Source organism: Pseudomonas sp. F-14 TE3623, from assembly GCF_053629015.1.
In genome coordinates this window covers 5260947-5277978 of the sequence record NZ_JBRJHM010000001.1, presented here as the reverse complement: position 1 = coordinate 5277978, position 17032 = coordinate 5260947, and the positions used below count along the sequence as shown (strand labels likewise).

The following is a 17032-nucleotide window of genomic DNA, read 5'->3' as shown; positions in this document are numbered from 1 at the left end:
CAGCCGACATCAATGTTGGATGACAGACCGCTTTCGCGAGCAAGTCGGATCGCCGCACCGCCGCTCCCACACTGAATCGGCGTACGATTATTGGACCGCTTGCTGGCTCTTGATCGTTTGCTCCAAGGCCTGAGTGCAGCGCTCCTCGGCCGTGTCGAGTTCCAGTTTCATCTGTTCGATGTCCAGCAGTTGCTGTTCGAGTTGTTCCCGACGCTCGGCGATTTTCGCCAGCATGCTGTGCAGTTGCTTGGTGTTACCGCTGGAGGGGTCATAAAGCTCGATCAGCTCGCGGCATTCGGCCAGGGAAAAACCAATGCGTTTGCCCCGCAGGATCAGCTTCAGGCTGACCTTGTCACGGGGCGAATAGATGCGTTCCTGGCCACGACGCTCGGGGCTGAGCAGGCCTTGCTCTTCATAGAAGCGAATGGCCCGGGTGGTGATGTCGAGCTCGCGGGCGAGGTCGGAAATGCTATAGGTCTGGCTGCTCATGGAAGCGCTCGAAAAAGGTCATGGCGCTAAGCTAATGGCAGGTTGACGTTTACGTCAAGGGGCATGGATCTTCATTGGTATCACCGGCCTCTTCGCGAGCAAGCCCGCTCCCACAGGTGACCGCGTTCTCTCAGGGGAATGCGATCAAATGTGGGAGCGGGCTTGCTCGCGAAGAACGATGACGCGGTCCAAAGTCCTACACCTTATCGAACTTCTTCTCATGCGCCGTAACCTGCTGACACAACTCGATCATCTGCTCGCGCATCCAGCGGTTGGCCGGGTCCTGGTCAGTACTTTCGTGCCAGTAGAGGTGGGTTTCCACCGGCGGAACTTCTTTGACCGGCAGGTTCACCGAGTACAAGTCATGGCGACGGGCGAAGCGTTCCGGCACGGTCATGACCATGTCGGTCTGCTGCAACACCTGGGACGCCATCAGGTAGTGCTGGGAGCGCAGGGCGATCTTGCGCTGGATGCCCATTTTGCCCAGGGCCAGGTCGACATAACCCAGACCGCTGCGGCGGCTGGAAATATGGATGTGGGTCAGGGACAGATAATCGTCGAGGGTGAATTTTTCTTTGCCCGCCAACGGATGCCCCTTGCGCATGGCGCACACGTAACGGTCCTCCATCAACTTGACGTGGCGCACCTGCGGGTCAGTGTTGAGCGGCGCATCCACCGCGAAATCGAGACGACCGGCGGCCAATTCCTTGGTGGTCTCGCGACGTTTGGACAAGAAGCTTTCGATGATCACCGTCGGCGCCAGGCGTCGCAGGCGCTGGAACAGCGGCGGCAGGATCACCGCTTCAGTGAGGTCGGTCATGCTAATGCGGTAGGTCTTGACCGCCTGCAACGGGTTGAAGATGCGGCTTTCCTGCACCGACACCCGCAGCAAGGAGAGGGCGTTGCGCACAGGGCCGATGATGTTCTGCGCCATCGGCGTCGGCACCATGCCTTGGGCAGTGCGCACGAAAAGCGGATCGTTGAAGGTCTCGCGCAGGCGGGCCAGAGCGTTGGAGACTGCCGGTTGAGTAATGCCGACAATCTGCCCGGCGCGAGTCAGGTTGGCTTCGGTGTAGATCGCGTCGAAGACGATAAAAAGGTTGAGGTCGACCTTGCTCAGATTCATTGCGCGCGCTCTCTGCTTCTTGTTTTAGGAAGGTGGCTCTATCCGTCGATCATATATCGGTGATGAATGTTAATACACGCCGAGAATAGGCTAGGTAAATTATCAACGCTGTTCTAGCATCGATTGCATGCCCTGAACAACCTCCCTTAAGTAAGAAGGTAGCTGCCCATGGATTTCGCTTATTCGCCCAAAGTGCAAGAACTGCGTGAGCGCGTAACCGCGTTCATGGACACCTACGTTTATCCCGCTGAAGCGGTGTTCGAACGCCAGGTCGCCGAGGGCGATCGCTGGCAGCCGACAGCGATCATGGAGGAACTCAAACTCAAGGCCAAAGCTGAAGGCCTGTGGAATTTGTTTCTGCCTGAATCCGAACTCGGCGCGGGCCTGACCAACCTCGAATATGCGCCATTGGCGGAAATCATGGGCCGTTCGCTGCTGGGCCCTGAGCCGTTCAACTGCTCCGCGCCGGACACCGGCAACATGGAAGTGCTGGTGCGTTACGCCAATGAAGAACAGAAGCAGCGCTGGCTCGAACCGCTGTTGCGCGGCGAGATCCGCTCGGCATTCGCCATGACTGAGCCGGACGTGGCCTCGTCCGATGCCACCAACATGGCCGCCCGCGCTGTGCGTGATGGCGACGAATGGGTGATCAACGGCAAGAAATGGTGGACCTCAGGGGCCTGCGATCCACGCTGCAAGATTTTGATCTTCATGGGCCTGAGCAACCCGGATGCACCGCGCCATGCGCAGCACTCGATGATTCTGGTGCCGGTGGATACCCCGGGCGTGAAGATTGTGCGTCCGCTGCCGGTGTTCGGTTATGACGACGCGCCTCATGGCCACGCCGAAGTGCTGTTCGAAAACGTCCGGGTGCCGTACGAAAACGTCCTGTTGGGTGAAGGACGCGGCTTCGAAATTGCTCAGGGTCGCCTCGGCCCAGGCCGGATTCACCACTGCATGCGTTCGATCGGCATGGCCGAGCGTGCGTTGGAGCTGATGTGCAAACGTGCGGTCAACCGCACCGCGTTTGGCAAACCCCTGGCGCGTCTGGGCGGTAACATCGACAAAATCGCCGACTCACGGATGGAGATCGACATGGCGCGCCTGCTGACGTTGAAAGCGGCGTACATGATGGACACCGTCGGCAACAAGGTGGCGAAGAGCGAGATCGCGCAGATCAAAGTCGTCGCGCCGAACGTCGCATTGCGGGTGATCGATCGGGCGATCCAGATCCATGGCGGGGCAGGGGTTTCCAACGATTTCCCGCTGGCTTACATGTATGCGATGCAACGCACCCTGCGCCTGGCCGACGGCCCGGACGAAGTGCACCGCGCGGCGATCGGCAAGTTCGAGATCGGCAAGTATGTGCCTAAAGAGATGATGCGTAGCGGTCAGTAAATCCGCGGCGCCTGCCATTCGCGAGCAAGCCCGCTCCCACATTAGACCGCACTCCCTTGAGAGAACTCGGTCACCTGTGGGAGCGGGCTTGCTCGCGAATGCGTCAGACCTTTCACCGCGAGGGTGAATGGTTCAATACACCCAAACCTCAACCCGCCGATTCTTGATCCGCCCTTCATCCCCGCTGTTGGTCGCCACCGGCATCTCGGCGCCGAAACCACGAATCTCGCGAAACACCACGCCGCTTTTCACCAGTTCTCGCCGCACCGCCATGGCCCGGAGTTTCGACAGCAGGTCAGCCCGAGCGGGGTCGCTCTTGGCGTCGCCAAACCCCACCAGCGTCACCTGCCGATTGGTTTTGTCGTGCTGCTCTATATAGTCGAGCACCCGCGACAGGTCCTGTCGGGCCTTGTTGTCCAGCGTCGCGCTGCCTTCTTTGAAACGAAAATTCACCGTCAGCCGCTGGGCATGACGGCTGAGTGCCTGATAGCCCTCGGGCATCAGCGCATTCGGCGTGACGACCATGGCCTGAACCGTCTGCGCGATAAACCCATTGGCTGCGACGATCGCCTGGCCTTTGCTGCTTTGGGCAAACTTCACTAAGGCCTTGGCCCAGGGATTTTTCCCGGTCGGCGGTAGGTAAAAGAACAGCCGACGGGACAGCGGGTAATCTTCCGTCGCGATCAGGCTATTGAGCGGCAGCATGGCTTGGGAGTCGCCATCGACGATGGCCACGGCTTTGGCCTGGCGCACATAAGGCAAGCCGATGAAGCCGATGGCTTGCGGGTCCAGACTGACCGCGTCGGACAATTGCTCGCTGGATTCGAAGCGTTTTGCATTGCCGCTCAGGGTTTTCCCACGCGGGCTGAGGACCAATTCCTTGAACGTGTCATAGGTGCCCGATTGATCATCCCGCGCATAGAGATGAATCATCCCACCGGTGCCGCCGAGTTCTTCCCAGGTTTTCGCTTCGCCGCTGAAGATCCGCGCCAGTTGTACGGTGTTGAGTTGTTTCAGCGGATTGAGCGGATGAAGGATGATTGCCAGCCCATCAATGGCGATGACTTGCTCGGCAATCGGGCTTTTCAGGTCGCCCAGCCGTTGGAGATCCAGCCGTTCGCTGTCCTTGATCGGGCGCGAGGAGGCCGCGAGATCGGCAGAAGCGTTTTTCAGGGCTTTGAATCCTGTGCTGGAGCCGTGGGCCGCGACCTCCACCTCGACTCGGCGTCCCTGAACGGTTTCGCCGACGATGCGTTGTTCGTTGGCTTTGTCCGGGGCTTCGCGATGAACCTTGAGCAGGCCCTGTTCACGCATCAACCCCTCGACCAGCGCCGGGCCCAATGCCGCGCCAATGGTGTTGGAGCCCTGGATGCGCAGCACCGGGCCACGTTCGGGCGTCGGTAAGTCGCCGGCCGATACCGTTAACGGCAGCAGGGCGGCGAGCATCGACAGAAACAACACGCGCAGCGTCATGCCGGCACCTTATAAGCCTGGGAAAGTGCCGGGAGAATAAGTCAGTAAGGTTTCTGAACGATGACAGTTACCAAGTGTGGGAGCGGGCTTGCTCGCGAAGACGGTCGATCATTCAACATTGATGTCGACTGACCCAGCGCCTTCGCGAGCAAGCCCGCTCCCACATTAGCCTTGTGTAGATTTTGTAGGATCAGCTCAACTCAAGCCAGATCGGCGCGTGGTCGGAAGGTTTTTCCATCCCGCGCAGATCGTAATCCACGCCGGCATCCTTCACTCGCGGCAACAACCCATGGGATGCCATGATCAAGTCAATTCGCAGCCCGCGCTTGGGCTCATCCTCAAAACCACGGCTGCGGTAGTCGAACCAGCTGAAACGGTCGGCAACGTCCGGGTTCAGGTGACGGAAACTGTCCACCAGGCCCCAATTTTTCAAGCGGGCCATCCATTCGCGTTCTTCGGGCAGGAAGCTGCATTTGCCGGTTTTCAGCCAACGTTTCATGTTGTCCGGGCCGATGCCGATGTCGCAGTCTTCCGGGGAAATGTTCACATCGCCCATCACCACAATCGGCTGGTCGTTGCTGAACTGGCTTTCCAGCAACTGCTGCAAATCGCTGTAGAAACGTTCCTTGGCCGGGAATTTGGTGGGGTGATCGCGGCTTTCACCCTGTGGGAAATAGCCGTTCATGATGGTCACCGGCACGCCATTGGCGTCGGCGAAAGTGCCCCAGATGAAGCGCCGCTGAGCGTCTTCTTCGTCAGTGGTGAAGCCTTTGTACAAGGCAATCGGTTCCTGGCGCGAGAGCAGGGCCACGCCGTAGTGGCCTTTTTGCCCATGGAAATGCACGTGATAACCCAGTGCCTGAACCTCGGCCAGGGGAAACTGATCGTCGTGGACCTTGGTTTCCTGCAATCCGATCACGTCTGGTTGATGTTTCTCAATCAGCGCCGCCAGCTGATGCGGGCGAGCGCGCAGCCCGTTGATGTTGAAGGAGACGATCTTCATGGTCGGCAGTCCTGGCAAAAGTGCGATGCTAGCTGACATGTAGGAATGGGGCCAGTCTTGGGGTGAGGCGATTCGTTGTGTTCTGTCAGAGATGATGTGTTGGCAGATCGGGCCTCTTCGCGGGCAAGCCACGCTCCCACAGTGTCCGTGGCGTACACAAAATCTGTGAACGCCACTGAAACTGTGGGAGAGATGTGTTGGCAGATCGGGCCTCTTCGCGGGCAAGCCCGCTCCCACAGTGTCCGTGGCGTACACAAAATCTATGAGCGCCACGGATACTGTGGGAGCGTGGCTTGCCCGCGAAGGCGTCAGCCCAGTCGATGAAGATCCCGGCTTGGTCTATACCTGTGTGGGGAACTGTGAAGCCACCCAAAGGCTCGTACCAATAAGAACGCGGCCTTCTGAGCCGCGCCCAGGGGAGATCTACCGTTATGCCCGAAACCTCGACCGCCATTGCCGATATTCACATGCTCGACAGCGGCTATTCCCGCGAAGCACGCTCCCTGTTGTACCAGGCGTACCGGCACGAGCCGACGTTCGGCTACCTGTTCGAAGCCGAGCGCCCTGGTTATGAACAACGGGTAAGGGCAACGGTGCGCGAACTGGTCAAACAGCACTTTTTGCAGGATTTGCCGGCCATCGGCCTGCTGGTAAACGACCGCTTGATCGGCATCGCCCTGATCGCACCGCCGCAACGCCGCTTGGGCATCACCGAAAGCTGGGCCTGGCGCTTGCGGATGGTGCTCAGCACCGGGTTTCGCTGCACCCGACGCTACCTCGATTACCACGCCGCCGTAATGGCGTGCGTGCCGTCCGATTCGGTACACGTTTTGCCATTGCTGGGGGTTCATCCGCAATTCCAGGGCAAGCACTTTGGCGAACAATTGCTGCAAGCGGTGCACAATTGGTGCGCGGTCGATGAACACTCCCAAGGCGTGATCCTCGACACCGGGAATCCTCGCTATCTGGAGTTCTATAAGCGTCAGGGCTATGAGGAAATCGGCGAAGTGGCGGTAGGACCGATTCTTGAACACGTGTTTTTCCACGCAAATCCGCAGGTGTTACAAACGGCAACGGCATAACGGTAGAACTTTCAGCGCACGTCAGGCTCTATCACGCTCCCAAGCTCGTGATAGCATCCGCGCCTATGAAGTTTCCACGAAGATTTACCAGTGGCGTGCTGATGCTGATTTCCAGCTGCGCGGCGCTGGCGCAAAGTGAATTGGATGTGCGGATCAAACCGTCCAACGATGAACTGAAGGCCAATATAGAAGGCTATATCGGTAGCCTCGGCGATCGCGATGAAGAAGCCTTGCTGCGCTTCAGTCGCGGCGCCGAAGAACAGGCGCGCAAGGCCGCCCAGGCTTTGGGTTATTACCAGCCGCAAATCGACAGCGACGTGAAGGGCGGCAAGACACCGCGCCTGGTGCTGAACATCGACCCCGGCGAGCCCATCCATTTGCGCAACGTCACGGTGCGCATCGACGGCCCGGCGGCCTCGTTCAAATCCTTTCGTGTACCGAAAAACGACCTGCTGAAACCCGGTGCGGTGCTGAACCATGGCCGCTACGAAGACGCCAAGCGGCTGATCCAGAACCAGGCCTCGCGCTACGGCTTTTTCAGTGGGCGCTTCACCCGCCAGAAACTGTTGGTAGACCCGCGTGCCGGCGTCGCCGACATCGAATTGATCTACGACAGCGGCCCGCGCTATGCGCTGGGCAAGGTCAGTTTTGAAGGCGATACGCCGTTCGACGAAGACCTGCTGCAACGCATGGTGCCGTTCAAGGCCGGTACGCCCTATGATTCCGAACTGATCGCCGAACTCAATCAGGCGCTGCAATCGAGCGGCTATTTCGAGGGCGTGCGCGTGGACGCAGCGCCGACCGCGTCCAAGGACGACGTGATCCCGGTGGCGGTCAAACTGGATACCCGCAAGCCACGGACCATGGGGCTCGGCCTGGGTTTCTCCACCGACGTCGGTCCACGGGTCAAAGCCAACTGGACCCGCCATTGGGTTAATCCTCAGGGGCACAGCTATGGCTGGGAGGCCGAGATTTCAGCGCCACGGCAGAACGTCGGGCTGTTTTATGACGTTCCGCTGGACCCACCATTGACCGACAAACTGCGCTTTGCCGGTGGTTATCAATATGAAGAAATCGCTGGCACCGATACCCTCAGCAAACTGCTGACCCTCGGCCCCGAGTGGCACAGCAAGTTGCCCAGCGGCTGGCAGCGGGTGGTGTCGCTCAAGTGGCAACGCGAGGAATACAAACTCGGTGACGATTCGGGGCTCAGCACCTTACTGATGCCCGGCGTGAGTTATTCGTACCTGAAAAGCGATAACCGCATCGATCCGCACAACGGTTATCGCCTGCAATTCGAAACCAAAGTCGCCAAGGAAGGATTGGGTTCGGACACCAACTTGCTCTACGGCACGGCGCTGGTCAAAGGCCTGACCACGGTCTTCGACAAACACCGCTTGCTCGGTCGGGTGCAGGTCGGCGGCAGCGCCACCAACGGCTACAAATCCGTGCCGCCGTCCTTGCGCTTCTTCGCCGGTGGCGATCAGAGCGTGCGCGGTTACGATTACCAGAGCCTGTCCCCGGAAAACTCCGATGGCGACCGTATCGGTGGCCGCTACATGGTGGCCGGCAGCGTCGAGTATCAATACTCTGTCGCCGAAAAATGGCGGGTCGCAACCTTCATCGACCAGGGTAACTCCTTCAACACACTCGAATTACCGAACCTCAAGACCGGTGTCGGTATCGGCGTACGCTGGGTTTCGCCGGTGGGGCCGATTCGCCTCGACCTGGCCCACGCGATGGACGACGACGGCGGCATTCGACTGCACTTTTCCATGGGGCCTGAGCTGTGAAGCGTGGTTTGAAAATAACGCTGCTGGCGATTCCGGCGCTGCTGATGCTGATCGTGCTGACACTGATCACCGTGCTGGGCACTCCGACGGGCAGTCGCTGGGCGCTGGGGTTTGTGCCGGGTTTGGCCGTGGAGAATTTCCAGGGCCGTTTGGGTGGGCAGTGGAGCACCGATCATCTGGTGTGGCAGCAGAACAGCAGCCGGGTTGAGCTGAACAAAGCGATTTTCGCCTGGTCGCCGCTGTGCCTGATGCGCATGACGTTGTGCATCGAGCAATTGCAGGCCGAGCAGGTCAGCCTGCAATTCCCGCCGAGCGTGGAAGAGGAAAGCAGCGGCCCGATCAGTCTGCCGGATTTGAAATTGCCGCTGGCCATCGAATTGGGCGACGTCAAAATCGGCCGCCTGCTGTTCAACGGCAGTGAAGAACTCAAGGGGCTGCAACTGGCGGCGCACTGGACCGAGAAGGGGTTGCAGATCGACTCGGTGCATTTGCAGCGTGATGAACTGAGCCTGAACCTGTCCGGCCTGTTGCGACCGAGCGGTAACTGGCCGCTGACCGCTGAAGGCAAACTGACCTTGCCGTCGCCGGGTACCGAACCATGGGCACTGGCCCTGAAGGTCGACGGTGATTTGCTGAAAACCCTGAACTTGAAAGCCGACAGCAGCGGCTACTTGAACGGCCAACTCACTGGCGAGCTGCAACCACTGGCGGAAAACCTGCCTGCCAAAGTGCGCATCACCGCCGACGGCTTCAAACCCAGCGCCGATCTACCGGATACCTTGCAACTCAATCAACTGGAACTCACCGGCGACGGCGACCTGAAAAACGGTTACCAGTTGCTCGGCAAAGCCACGTTGCCCGCCGAGCTTGGCCCGGTTGCGCTGGTGCTGCAAGGCAAGGTCGACGCCAAGGGCGCGCAAATCGCCGGCCTTGATCTGACGGCCAACGACAAACAAAGCCTCAAGCTCACAGGGCTTGTGGACTGGAGCAAAGGCCTGAGTGCTGAAGCGAAAATCGACTGGCTGGATTTCCCGTGGCACCGTCTCTATCCGCTGATCGACGAGCCGCAAGTGGCGCTGCGCAGTTTCAACGGTGAGGTCTCCTACACCGACGGCAACTACATCGGTAACTTCAAAGCCGTACTGGATGGCCCGGCCGGGGCGTTCAGTCTGAACAGCCCGTTCAGCGGCGATCTGACCAAAATCCACCTGCCGCAATTCAAACTCGAAGCCGGACAGGGCAAGGCCGAAGGGCATTTGAACCTGCAGTTTGCCGACGGTATCGCCTGGGATACGGCGCTGGACCTCTCGGCAATCAACCCGGCGTACTGGCTCGCGGAGTTGCCAGGCACCTTGGCCGGCCCGTTACGCAGCAAGGGTGAGATGAAGAATGAAAAACTCAGCCTGACCGCCGACCTGGACCTGAAAGGCAAGCTGCGCGGGCAACCGGCCGTATTGCAAGCCAAGGCCGATGGCGGTGGCGAGCAATGGAACCTCAGCACATTGCAGATTCGCCTCGGTGACAACAGCATCAACGGCCAAGGCAGCCTGCAACAGAAACTCGCCGGCCGGATCGACATCAAGATGCCGCGTCTGGCCCAGCTCTGGCCGCAACTGCGTGGTCAGCTCAATGGTCGGGTCGATGTCGCCGGCACGCTCAAAGCGCCACAAGGCAAACTCGGCCTGCAAGGCACGCAACTGGCCTTCGAAGACAATCGTCTGCAAAGCCTCAATCTGGACGCCACCCTCGACAACGCTCAGCGGGCGAAGATCGACCTCAAAGGCAGCGGCATTCAGACCGGCGATACGTCACTGGGCACGTTGACCGCCAGTGGTCAGGGCGACATCAAAAACCAGAAACTCGCCCTCGACCTGCAAGGACCGAAGCTGAAACTGGCGCTCGGTCTCGACGGCACGCTGGATAAGGGCAATTGGCGCGGGCGTCTGGCCAGTGGCGATATCCAGGCTGGCGGTCAGGACTGGAAGCTGCAAAATCCGGCGAAGCTTGAGCGACTGGCGGACGGTAAAATCAACTTCGGCGCCCATTGCTGGATGTCCGGCCCGGCCAGTCTGTGCGGCGAAGACCAGCGCTTGATGCCCGAGCCGAAGCTGCGTTATCACCTCAAGCAGTTCCCCATCGACAGCCTCGCGCAATGGTTGCCGAAGGATTTTGCCTGGAAGGGCAAGCTCAACGCCGACCTGCAACTGGACTTGCCGGCCAGCGGTCCGAACGGCCAGATCAGCATCGACGCCAGTGGCGGCACGTTGCGTATGCGTGAGAAGGAGCAATGGCTGGACTTCCCATACCAGACCCTGAAACTCACCAGCAAACTCACGCCAAAACGCATCGACACCGACCTCAATTTTGTCGGCGGCAAGCTCGGTGAACTGATGGTTCAGGCGCAGATCAACCCGCTGCCGAAGAACAAACCGCTGACCGGTTCATTCCGCCTCAGTGGTCTGGACTTGTCGGTGGCGCGGCCGTTTGTGCCGATGGTCGAGAAACTCACCGGGCATTTGAGCGGCAGCGGCACATTGTCCGGCGGACTGCTGGCGCCGCTGGTCAATGGCAACCTCGAGCTGCGCGACGGTGAAATCTCCGGGCCTGAACTGCCGATGGCGCTCGAAGCCTTGCAACTTCAAGCCGTGATTGCCGGGGAAACCGTGCAACTGAACGGCGGCTGGAAAAGCGGCAAGGCCGGGCAGGGCAGCCTCAATGGCAACATCGCCTGGGGCCAGGCGCTGGTCGTGGATCTGGCGCTCAAGGGCTCGCAGTTGCCGGTCACCGTCGAACCCTACGCCGCGCTGGAAGTCGCGCCGGACCTGAAGATCTCCATGAAGGACGACAGACTGGCAATCGTCGGCAAAGTGCTGGTGCCCAAGGGTGAAATCACCGTGCGCGAGCTGCCGCCGTCCACGGTCAAGGTCTCCGATGACACGGTGATCGTCGGTCAGCAAACCGAAGAAGGTAAACCGCCGATGGCCATGGCGATGGACATCGATGTAGTGGTCGGACAGGACAAACTCAGCTTTGCCGGATTCGGCTTGACCGCCAACCTGCAAGGCCAGGTGCACATCGGCGACAACATGGACACTCGTGGCGAGCTGTGGCTCAACGACGGGCGTTATCGCGCCTACGGTCAGCGACTGACGGTGCGCCGGGCGCGATTGCTGTTTGCAGGTCCGATCGATCAGCCATACCTGGACATCGAAGCGATTCGCCAGACAGACGACGTCATCGCCGGCATTCGCCTGAGTGGCAGCGCCGAGCAGCCGACCACGCAGATCTTTTCCGAACCGGCGATGAGTCAGGAGCAGGCGTTATCCTATCTGGTGCTGGGGCGTCCGCTAAGCACCACTGGTGAAGACAACAACATGCTCGCCCAGGCCGCTCTCGGGTTGGGTTTGATGGGTAGTTCGGGGGTGACTAGCGGGTTGGCCAAGGATCTGGGTATTCAGGACTTCCAGCTCGATACTCAAGGCAGCGGCGCCAACACCGCCGTGGTAGCCAGCGGCAACATTTCGGAAAAACTCAGCCTGCGTTATGGCGTCGGGGTTTTCGAACCGGCCAACACCATCGCCTTGCGCTACAAACTGAGCAAAAAGGTCTACCTCGAAGCCGCCAGCGGCGTGGCCAGTTCGCTGGACATCTTCTACAAGCGGGATTTCTAGCCCTTCAAGATCAAAGGATGTGAGACTTCAAGGTGACCAGCCCGGCAGAATCATCGGCTGCAATAAGGCATCCGCTCCAGGTTGACGATCTTCTCGTCCTTAAAGTGTCGAACACCTCCGGGCTTCCAGCTTTCCTTAATTCGTGCCCCGACATTTGAATAGTATGAATCCAACTGTTTGATATTTTCGAGAACCGTCCACTGCCCCCTATCGAGCATCGCCACTGGAAACTCCCCCGGCCGTGCGACAGCCCCAGAACACCACCGGATTTAGCCACCACTTCAGATTCAGAAGCCACCATATGGGAAAAGAAGTTGACTTGAGGGCCATGCCTGATCGTATTTCGCTGTTTAACTTCAAAGGGTCTGTTCGGGTCAACTTCAGCGACCTGCCTGTTCATCAGGTCAATGATGTCTTTCTCCTCTTTTGAGTCCGCCAATACGGTGCGTGGCGGCCCCGCGCCACGAAATGTAATAAGGTCGTGCATGTCATAATCCCCGGTAAAGGGAATAGTTGGCCAGTTCACCTTGCTCTTCAAGGAAGCCAGACTGCTTTCAAGATCCTTGATATCAATCGGGTAGATGGGCTTGTCATGTTCATTTTTGCCGCTTAGATAAATACCGACCAACCCCGTACTGTTCCAGTGACCGACATACCCTTCAATTCCGGCCGACTTTACTGCCGCTAGCACACTGGGTGCTTTTTCAGCGCCGTAGGCGTTTTCGATAGAACTCTTCTTGATGGTTTTTTCGAGGATGTCATGCCCTTTAGCCGCGGCGCCTCTCGCTAAAGCATCCAGTGTCGCTTTTCCTGCTGACCTGAAGCTGACGGCAAAATTACCTTTTCTAGAAGCTTCTTCAAGTGCCCCCATATGCCCGGACCACACAAACTCATCAGAGATTCGGCTCCTGCCATTCTTTTCTGCATGGATGCCGGTCAGTTGCGCGAGCTGCGCTTTGCCGGGGATTTTCAGGGGGGGGGCTGTTGAGGACTCCTGTGGTGATCTGTGCGTTGTTACCGTGGAGCTCGAAGGTGGACGAATCCCTGGTGCTGGCGCTTGTTGGACCTTTGGCATTCTGGTCGCTGAAAGTGCGGGCCGTGTGGCGGGTGGAGGATGGGTGAATTGCTCTTTGCTGGGGGGGCGCCCGGGTATCCTGGCGCTGTTGGCCGATACTCTGGTGCTGACGCATGCCTAAATTGGTGAGGCCGATCGAGGCGTGTTGGGTCGGCCGTTGGGACCGTTGCTCCAGGCTCGGTCGAACGACCGTCGACAGTTGTACATTCGAGGTGCTGGCAGCGAGTGTCGGGATGATCGTTCTATAAGGCACGGCGCTTTTCCTTGTCACGAGAAATGACATGGCAACATTGTGACGTCTACCCAAGACGGTCAGGTCTGATGCCTTTTCTCTGAGTGGCACGGTTGCACGGCTCGGTTCCCGGCGAACCATGGAGGAAAGCTGCTCAGGCGCTTCTGGCATCTCAATCAGTTCTTTGTCGGAGCACTTGCAAGAGGTATTCGCCATCGCGAATTTCCGTGCGCAAGGCATGGCTAGGAGTCTTCGTGCAACTGACGAGCCCAGCCGAGTATCAGTGTGAGCGCTTTTCATGAGCATCAAGTCTGTTGAGCCAGTGTCCTCTATCAGAACTGAGGTGTTTCTGGCCAAAATGAAAGCAACTCATGCTCGCGGCGACCTAGGTTGCTATGCCTGGCCTTGCGTTTGGCAAGGATTGCTGGCCTGCCAGACATGTTGGAGGTCTATAAAGACAGTCGACGTAGTTGCGCGGCTTATACTGAATGCGTCACCTGTTCGATGATGGCGTATTGCCCAGCTAATTGATCTGTCAGTGTTCTTGATTCAGAGAGTAGGCATCGAAAGTGAGATTGATTTCTTTTACATTGCCCACTAACAATGCTCAGTCAGGTAATTTTAATGTGGGGCGGTGACAAAACAATGACAATGCAAATCATGACATTATTGATTATCCCTTTCATAAAACCAAGTTGCCTTGAGTGATAGCTATAGCTTGCTGGAATAGTGTTCGGTAAACCGAATGTGGCCACTAAAGACAGTAGTATTTTGGCAACAGAGGGGGCTGAATCGAAAGCCGATGTGGCACATACCCATCATTCATGGTATTCAAGATGAATCTAATTCATTTTGCGGCTGACTTCCCTTCCCGGAGTAATACGTTGATAGCGGGCGAATAAGGAGTCGGAGTGTATGAGTTAACCATTGGAGGATGCCGTTTTGCTTGGTACGGTACGGGAACCAAGAGTGGAACAGTTTCAGGTATTCCCAAGCTTCAATTGAAGAGATTATTGGGTTGGGGACTCTATGAATATTGAATGTTTACAGATGGATCATGAGATTCTCGATATCTTTGGCACGCTGCAGTCCTTCATAAGAAAGGCCGCCCCGCTCAAGGTCGATATGGTTCTGGAGGGCGAAACCGGGACGGGCAAGGATACGCTGGCGCGACGCATTCATCAGTTGTCTCGTCGTGAAGGCCCCCTGATTGCGCTGAACTGCGCAGCAGTGCCGGAGCAGTTGGCAGAAAGTGAATTGTTCGGTGTCATGGCGGGGGCCTACACCGGCGCATCAAAGTCCAGAGCGGGTTATATCGAGGCATCGGATCAGGGCACGCTGTATCTGGACGAAGTCGACAGTATGCCGTTGTTGTTGCAGGCCAAGCTGCTCAGGGTCCTTGAAATGCGCGGGATCGAACGTCTGGGCTCGACCCGCTTCGTATCCCTGGATCTGCGGGTGATCGTGGCCACGCAAACCCCATTGGAAAAGCTGGTCGAAGAAGGGCGATTCCGTCGGGATTTGTTCTTTCGTCTCAATGTCATCAAGATTCAGATGCCGACCCTGCGTTCGTGTCTGGACCATATACCGATATTGTTCGAGCGCTTCGTTCATGAAGCCACCTGCAAACATAGCCAGCCGACCCCGCTGAAGGGACCGGATCTGCTCAAGCTGCTACTTAGTCATCGCTGGCCGGGAAATATTCGGGAACTCAAATGCGCGGCCGAGCGTTTCGTTCTGGGCATGCCACCTTTGCAGGGGGAAGGCTGCTGTGCAATGAAACCGATGGCGCCGCTCAAGATCTATCTGCAACTGTTCGAAAAAGCATTGATTCAGGACTCCCTTTCCCGACATCCGAAATGCATCGACGCGGTGATCCGTGAGCTGGGCATACCCCGACGCACCCTCTATCACCGAATGAAAAGCCTGAACATCAATTCTGCTGGGGCTTAGGTCGCTACTCAATCGCCTGCGAGTGGCTGTGAACGTATTTAACTTTCGTATCTTTCAAATGACGTTGGAACTGGTTTGTCGAAGGGGCCACTCATTGATCGAACATCATTGATCCAAGGTGTTCGAACCCCCCTTCGACTATCAGGAGTAATAAAAATGGCGAGTCTTGCAGCATCGACCGCAGCTTCGGGCGTCATGGACGCAGCTTCAGCAGCAAACACAACGAAGCAGGCTGCAGCATCGGCGGCCAAAATGACGGCTGATACCGATAGTGCAATTTCAACGGGCCAACAGGATTCTGCAGTTAAAGCGCAGAACGCTGCCGTGCAAACCGCAAAGGCTATCACCTACTAAGTTGTTGTGTGCTCTCTCGACGGGTGTCGGGGGAGCCATGACTTACGCAGTTTCAAGGAGTAGAACTATGCAGCCTTCTTCAATTGGCGCCTCTCAGGCCGGGTTATCCCAGAGCAACTTCAGTCTTTCTACAGGTCCTGTCTTCAAGAGTGAAACGAGTAACCCTGCAGCAGGGAAGATCGCATCGTTGCTCCAAGACACCTTGTTCGAAAAGAACGGTGACGGCGCCAATATTCGCAATCAAGATAGCCCATTGCTGGGCATGGTCGCCGATTATATGGACAAGAAGCCGGACACGTTCGGCAAGCCTCACGATGCCACTGGCAACGTCGGGGGCTGGAAGGATGAAGTGAAGGAGGATGGCTACCTCAACAATCACGAGACGGAGTCTTTCACCAAAGGTCTGGAAGGGTTTATCAGCGATATGTTGGGTGGTGGCGCCGACTCGAAACAGGGCTTGGGCAACAACTCCTTCGGGGGACAATCATCCGGCGCCACTAACTCCGATTCGCCCGGGGAGCTCAAGGATATGCTGTCTTCGCTGCTGGGCAGCCTGGGTGAAGACAAGCTCGACAACATGCTCAAGACGCCAAGTGACCCGAGTCGTCAAATGCGCGGGGAAAAGGAGTTTAACCCTGACGATAAAGATCAGCTCAAAGAAGTGTCGCGCTTTATGGATATGCACCCGGAAGAGTTCGGCAAACCCGATGGTGATTCCAAGGACTGGATGGGTGAACTGTCGGAAGGCGACAACTTTATGTCCAAGCCCGAAGGCGAGCAGTTCCAGAAGGCGATCGACATGATGAAGTCAGAAGTCAAAGACAGCGCCCACGGTAATTCGATGAGTGGATTATTCCCCGACGCCGAACAGAACTTTCAGAATGGTGGTGCTGGCAACACGCTGAAAACCGATGCCAGTGTTGCGGCTGGTAATTTGCTGTCGGTGCTGACTCAGCAGAACACAACCCGCTAATACAGCTGAGTGAAAACCTTCGTCTTGGCAGGAGAAAAATGATGTCGATTGCACGTGTGACAGGTAGCAACTTGGGGCTGTCCGGTTTCGAAGTCGCATCAAGTGAGGCTCCTGCCCAGGCGGATGTTGCCTGGTTCAAGGCGGCGATGCACAAAGGCGCCGACCAGCCGACCACGGTCAGTGCCGATTCAGCAAGCCAACCGCTGACCATCGCTTCGATGTCCAGCCAGCACTCTTCCGAAAAGGCTTCCCGGGCGTTGCAAAAAGCCGCGAAGTCTGTTGATCCGCAACAGGTATTGCAGGCCAACCGCTCGCTGTCCTCGTTTTATCTAGAGAGCATGCTGAGCACCAAACTGGTCAGCAAGGCGACACAGAGTGTGGAAAAACTCACCAGTCTGCAATAAGGCGTG

13 protein-coding genes are annotated in these 17032 nt (G+C 57.7%); 8 read left to right on the top strand and 5 right to left on the bottom strand.

What is annotated here, in order from left to right; translation table 11 throughout:
- Positions 1-87: 87 nt before the first annotated feature.
- Together AB7M29_RS24665 and AB7M29_RS24660 are read right to left on the bottom strand one after the other, a co-directional pair.
- A complete protein-coding gene (locus tag AB7M29_RS24665; RefSeq protein WP_008068244.1) occupies positions 88-489 on the bottom strand; it encodes a MerR family transcriptional regulator in 402 nt (133 codons plus the stop codon).
- 196 nt (positions 490-685) lie between these two features.
- Positions 686-1615 (bottom strand): LysR family transcriptional regulator, encoded by a 930-nt coding sequence (locus AB7M29_RS24660; protein WP_123720450.1) that lies wholly within the window; start codon positions 1613-1615, stop codon positions 686-688.
- A 168-nt stretch (positions 1616-1783) separates the two neighbouring features.
- Between AB7M29_RS24660 and AB7M29_RS24655 the strand changes: the two genes are divergently transcribed.
- Complete coding sequence (locus AB7M29_RS24655; RefSeq protein ID WP_030130892.1) at positions 1784-3013, top strand: acyl-CoA dehydrogenase; 1230 nt, start codon at positions 1784-1786, stop codon at positions 3011-3013.
- A 132-nt stretch (positions 3014-3145) separates the two neighbouring features.
- Here the strand turns inward: AB7M29_RS24655 and AB7M29_RS24650 are convergent, their stop codons facing one another.
- Both AB7M29_RS24650 and xthA read right to left on the bottom strand, forming a co-directional pair.
- Positions 3146-4486, bottom strand: coding sequence for a substrate-binding domain-containing protein (locus AB7M29_RS24650; protein ID WP_454248200.1), 1341 nt, complete (start codon positions 4484-4486; stop codon positions 3146-3148).
- A gap of 190 nt (positions 4487-4676) precedes the next feature.
- A complete protein-coding gene (gene xthA, locus AB7M29_RS24645) occupies positions 4677-5489 on the bottom strand; it encodes an exodeoxyribonuclease III (RefSeq protein ID WP_123358309.1) in 813 nt (270 codons plus the stop codon).
- Between the two features lie 431 nt (positions 5490-5920).
- On the opposite strand from xthA, the gene AB7M29_RS24640 reads away from it, so the two are divergent.
- From AB7M29_RS24640 to AB7M29_RS24630, 3 genes are all read left to right on the top strand, one after another.
- Positions 5921-6571: a GNAT family N-acetyltransferase gene (locus tag AB7M29_RS24640; RefSeq protein WP_123496620.1), complete on the top strand. Its 651-nt coding sequence runs from the start codon at positions 5921-5923 to the stop codon at positions 6569-6571.
- A gap of 65 nt (positions 6572-6636) precedes the next feature.
- On the top strand, positions 6637-8364 hold the full coding sequence (locus AB7M29_RS24635; RefSeq protein WP_454248199.1) for an autotransporter assembly complex protein TamA: 1728 nt from the start codon (positions 6637-6639) through the stop codon (positions 8362-8364).
- On the top strand, positions 8361-12035 hold the full coding sequence (locus tag AB7M29_RS24630) for a translocation/assembly module TamB domain-containing protein (protein ID WP_454248198.1): 3675 nt from the start codon (positions 8361-8363) through the stop codon (positions 12033-12035). Before AB7M29_RS24635 ends, AB7M29_RS24630 begins: the two co-directional genes overlap by 4 nt.
- A gap of 10 nt (positions 12036-12045) precedes the next feature.
- On the opposite strand, the gene AB7M29_RS24625 is transcribed toward AB7M29_RS24630, so the two are convergent.
- Positions 12046-13110 (bottom strand): hypothetical protein, encoded by a 1065-nt coding sequence (locus AB7M29_RS24625; RefSeq protein ID WP_454248197.1) that lies wholly within the window; start codon positions 13108-13110, stop codon positions 12046-12048.
- 1261 nt (positions 13111-14371) lie between these two features.
- Here AB7M29_RS24625 and AB7M29_RS24620 point away from each other — a divergent pair.
- From AB7M29_RS24620 to sctI, 4 genes are all read left to right on the top strand, one after another.
- Entirely contained in the window at positions 14372-15295 is a 924-nt protein-coding gene (locus AB7M29_RS24620; RefSeq protein ID WP_217857192.1) for a sigma-54-dependent transcriptional regulator, read from the top strand.
- A 156-nt stretch (positions 15296-15451) separates the two neighbouring features.
- Positions 15452-15649 (top strand): ATP-dependent helicase HrpA, encoded by a 198-nt coding sequence (locus tag AB7M29_RS24615; RefSeq protein WP_217857191.1) that lies wholly within the window; start codon positions 15452-15454, stop codon positions 15647-15649.
- Positions 15650-15716: 67 nt separating this feature from the next.
- Complete coding sequence (locus tag AB7M29_RS24610; RefSeq protein ID WP_217857190.1) at positions 15717-16622, top strand: harpin HrpZ family protein; 906 nt, start codon at positions 15717-15719, stop codon at positions 16620-16622.
- 41 nt (positions 16623-16663) lie between these two features.
- Positions 16664-17026 carry a type III secretion system inner rod subunit SctI gene (sctI, locus tag AB7M29_RS24605; protein WP_217857189.1) on the top strand — a complete coding sequence of 121 codons (363 nt, stop codon included), beginning with the start codon at positions 16664-16666 and terminating at the stop codon, positions 17024-17026.
- Positions 17027-17032 lie beyond the last annotated feature (6 nt).

Bases quoted from the DNA above. Each gene is read 5' to 3' on its own strand.
- AB7M29_RS24650 (WP_454248200.1), bottom strand. From the start codon at position 4,486: ATGACGCTGCGCGTGTTGTTTCTGTCGATGCTCGCCGCCCTGCTGCCG.
- AB7M29_RS24640 (WP_123496620.1), top strand. From the start codon at position 5,921: ATGCCCGAAACCTCGACCGCCATTGCCGATATTCACATGCTCGACAGC.
- sctI (WP_217857189.1), top strand. From the start codon at position 16,664: ATGTCGATTGCACGTGTGACAGGTAGCAACTTGGGGCTGTCCGGTTTC.
- AB7M29_RS24660 (WP_123720450.1), bottom strand. From the start codon at position 1,615: ATGAATCTGAGCAAGGTCGACCTCAACCTTTTTATCGTCTTCGACGCG.
- AB7M29_RS24625 (WP_454248197.1), bottom strand. From the start codon at position 13,110: ATGCCAAAGGTCCAACAAGCGCCAGCACCAGGGATTCGTCCACCTTCG.
- AB7M29_RS24615 (WP_217857191.1), top strand. From the start codon at position 15,452: ATGGCGAGTCTTGCAGCATCGACCGCAGCTTCGGGCGTCATGGACGCA.
- AB7M29_RS24655 (WP_030130892.1), top strand. From the start codon at position 1,784: ATGGATTTCGCTTATTCGCCCAAAGTGCAAGAACTGCGTGAGCGCGTA.
- AB7M29_RS24620 (WP_217857192.1), top strand. From the start codon at position 14,372: ATGAATATTGAATGTTTACAGATGGATCATGAGATTCTCGATATCTTT.
- AB7M29_RS24610 (WP_217857190.1), top strand. From the start codon at position 15,717: ATGCAGCCTTCTTCAATTGGCGCCTCTCAGGCCGGGTTATCCCAGAGC.
- AB7M29_RS24635 (WP_454248199.1), top strand. From the start codon at position 6,637: ATGAAGTTTCCACGAAGATTTACCAGTGGCGTGCTGATGCTGATTTCC.
- xthA (WP_123358309.1), bottom strand. From the start codon at position 5,489: ATGAAGATCGTCTCCTTCAACATCAACGGGCTGCGCGCTCGCCCGCAT.
- AB7M29_RS24665 (WP_008068244.1), bottom strand. From the start codon at position 489: ATGAGCAGCCAGACCTATAGCATTTCCGACCTCGCCCGCGAGCTCGAC.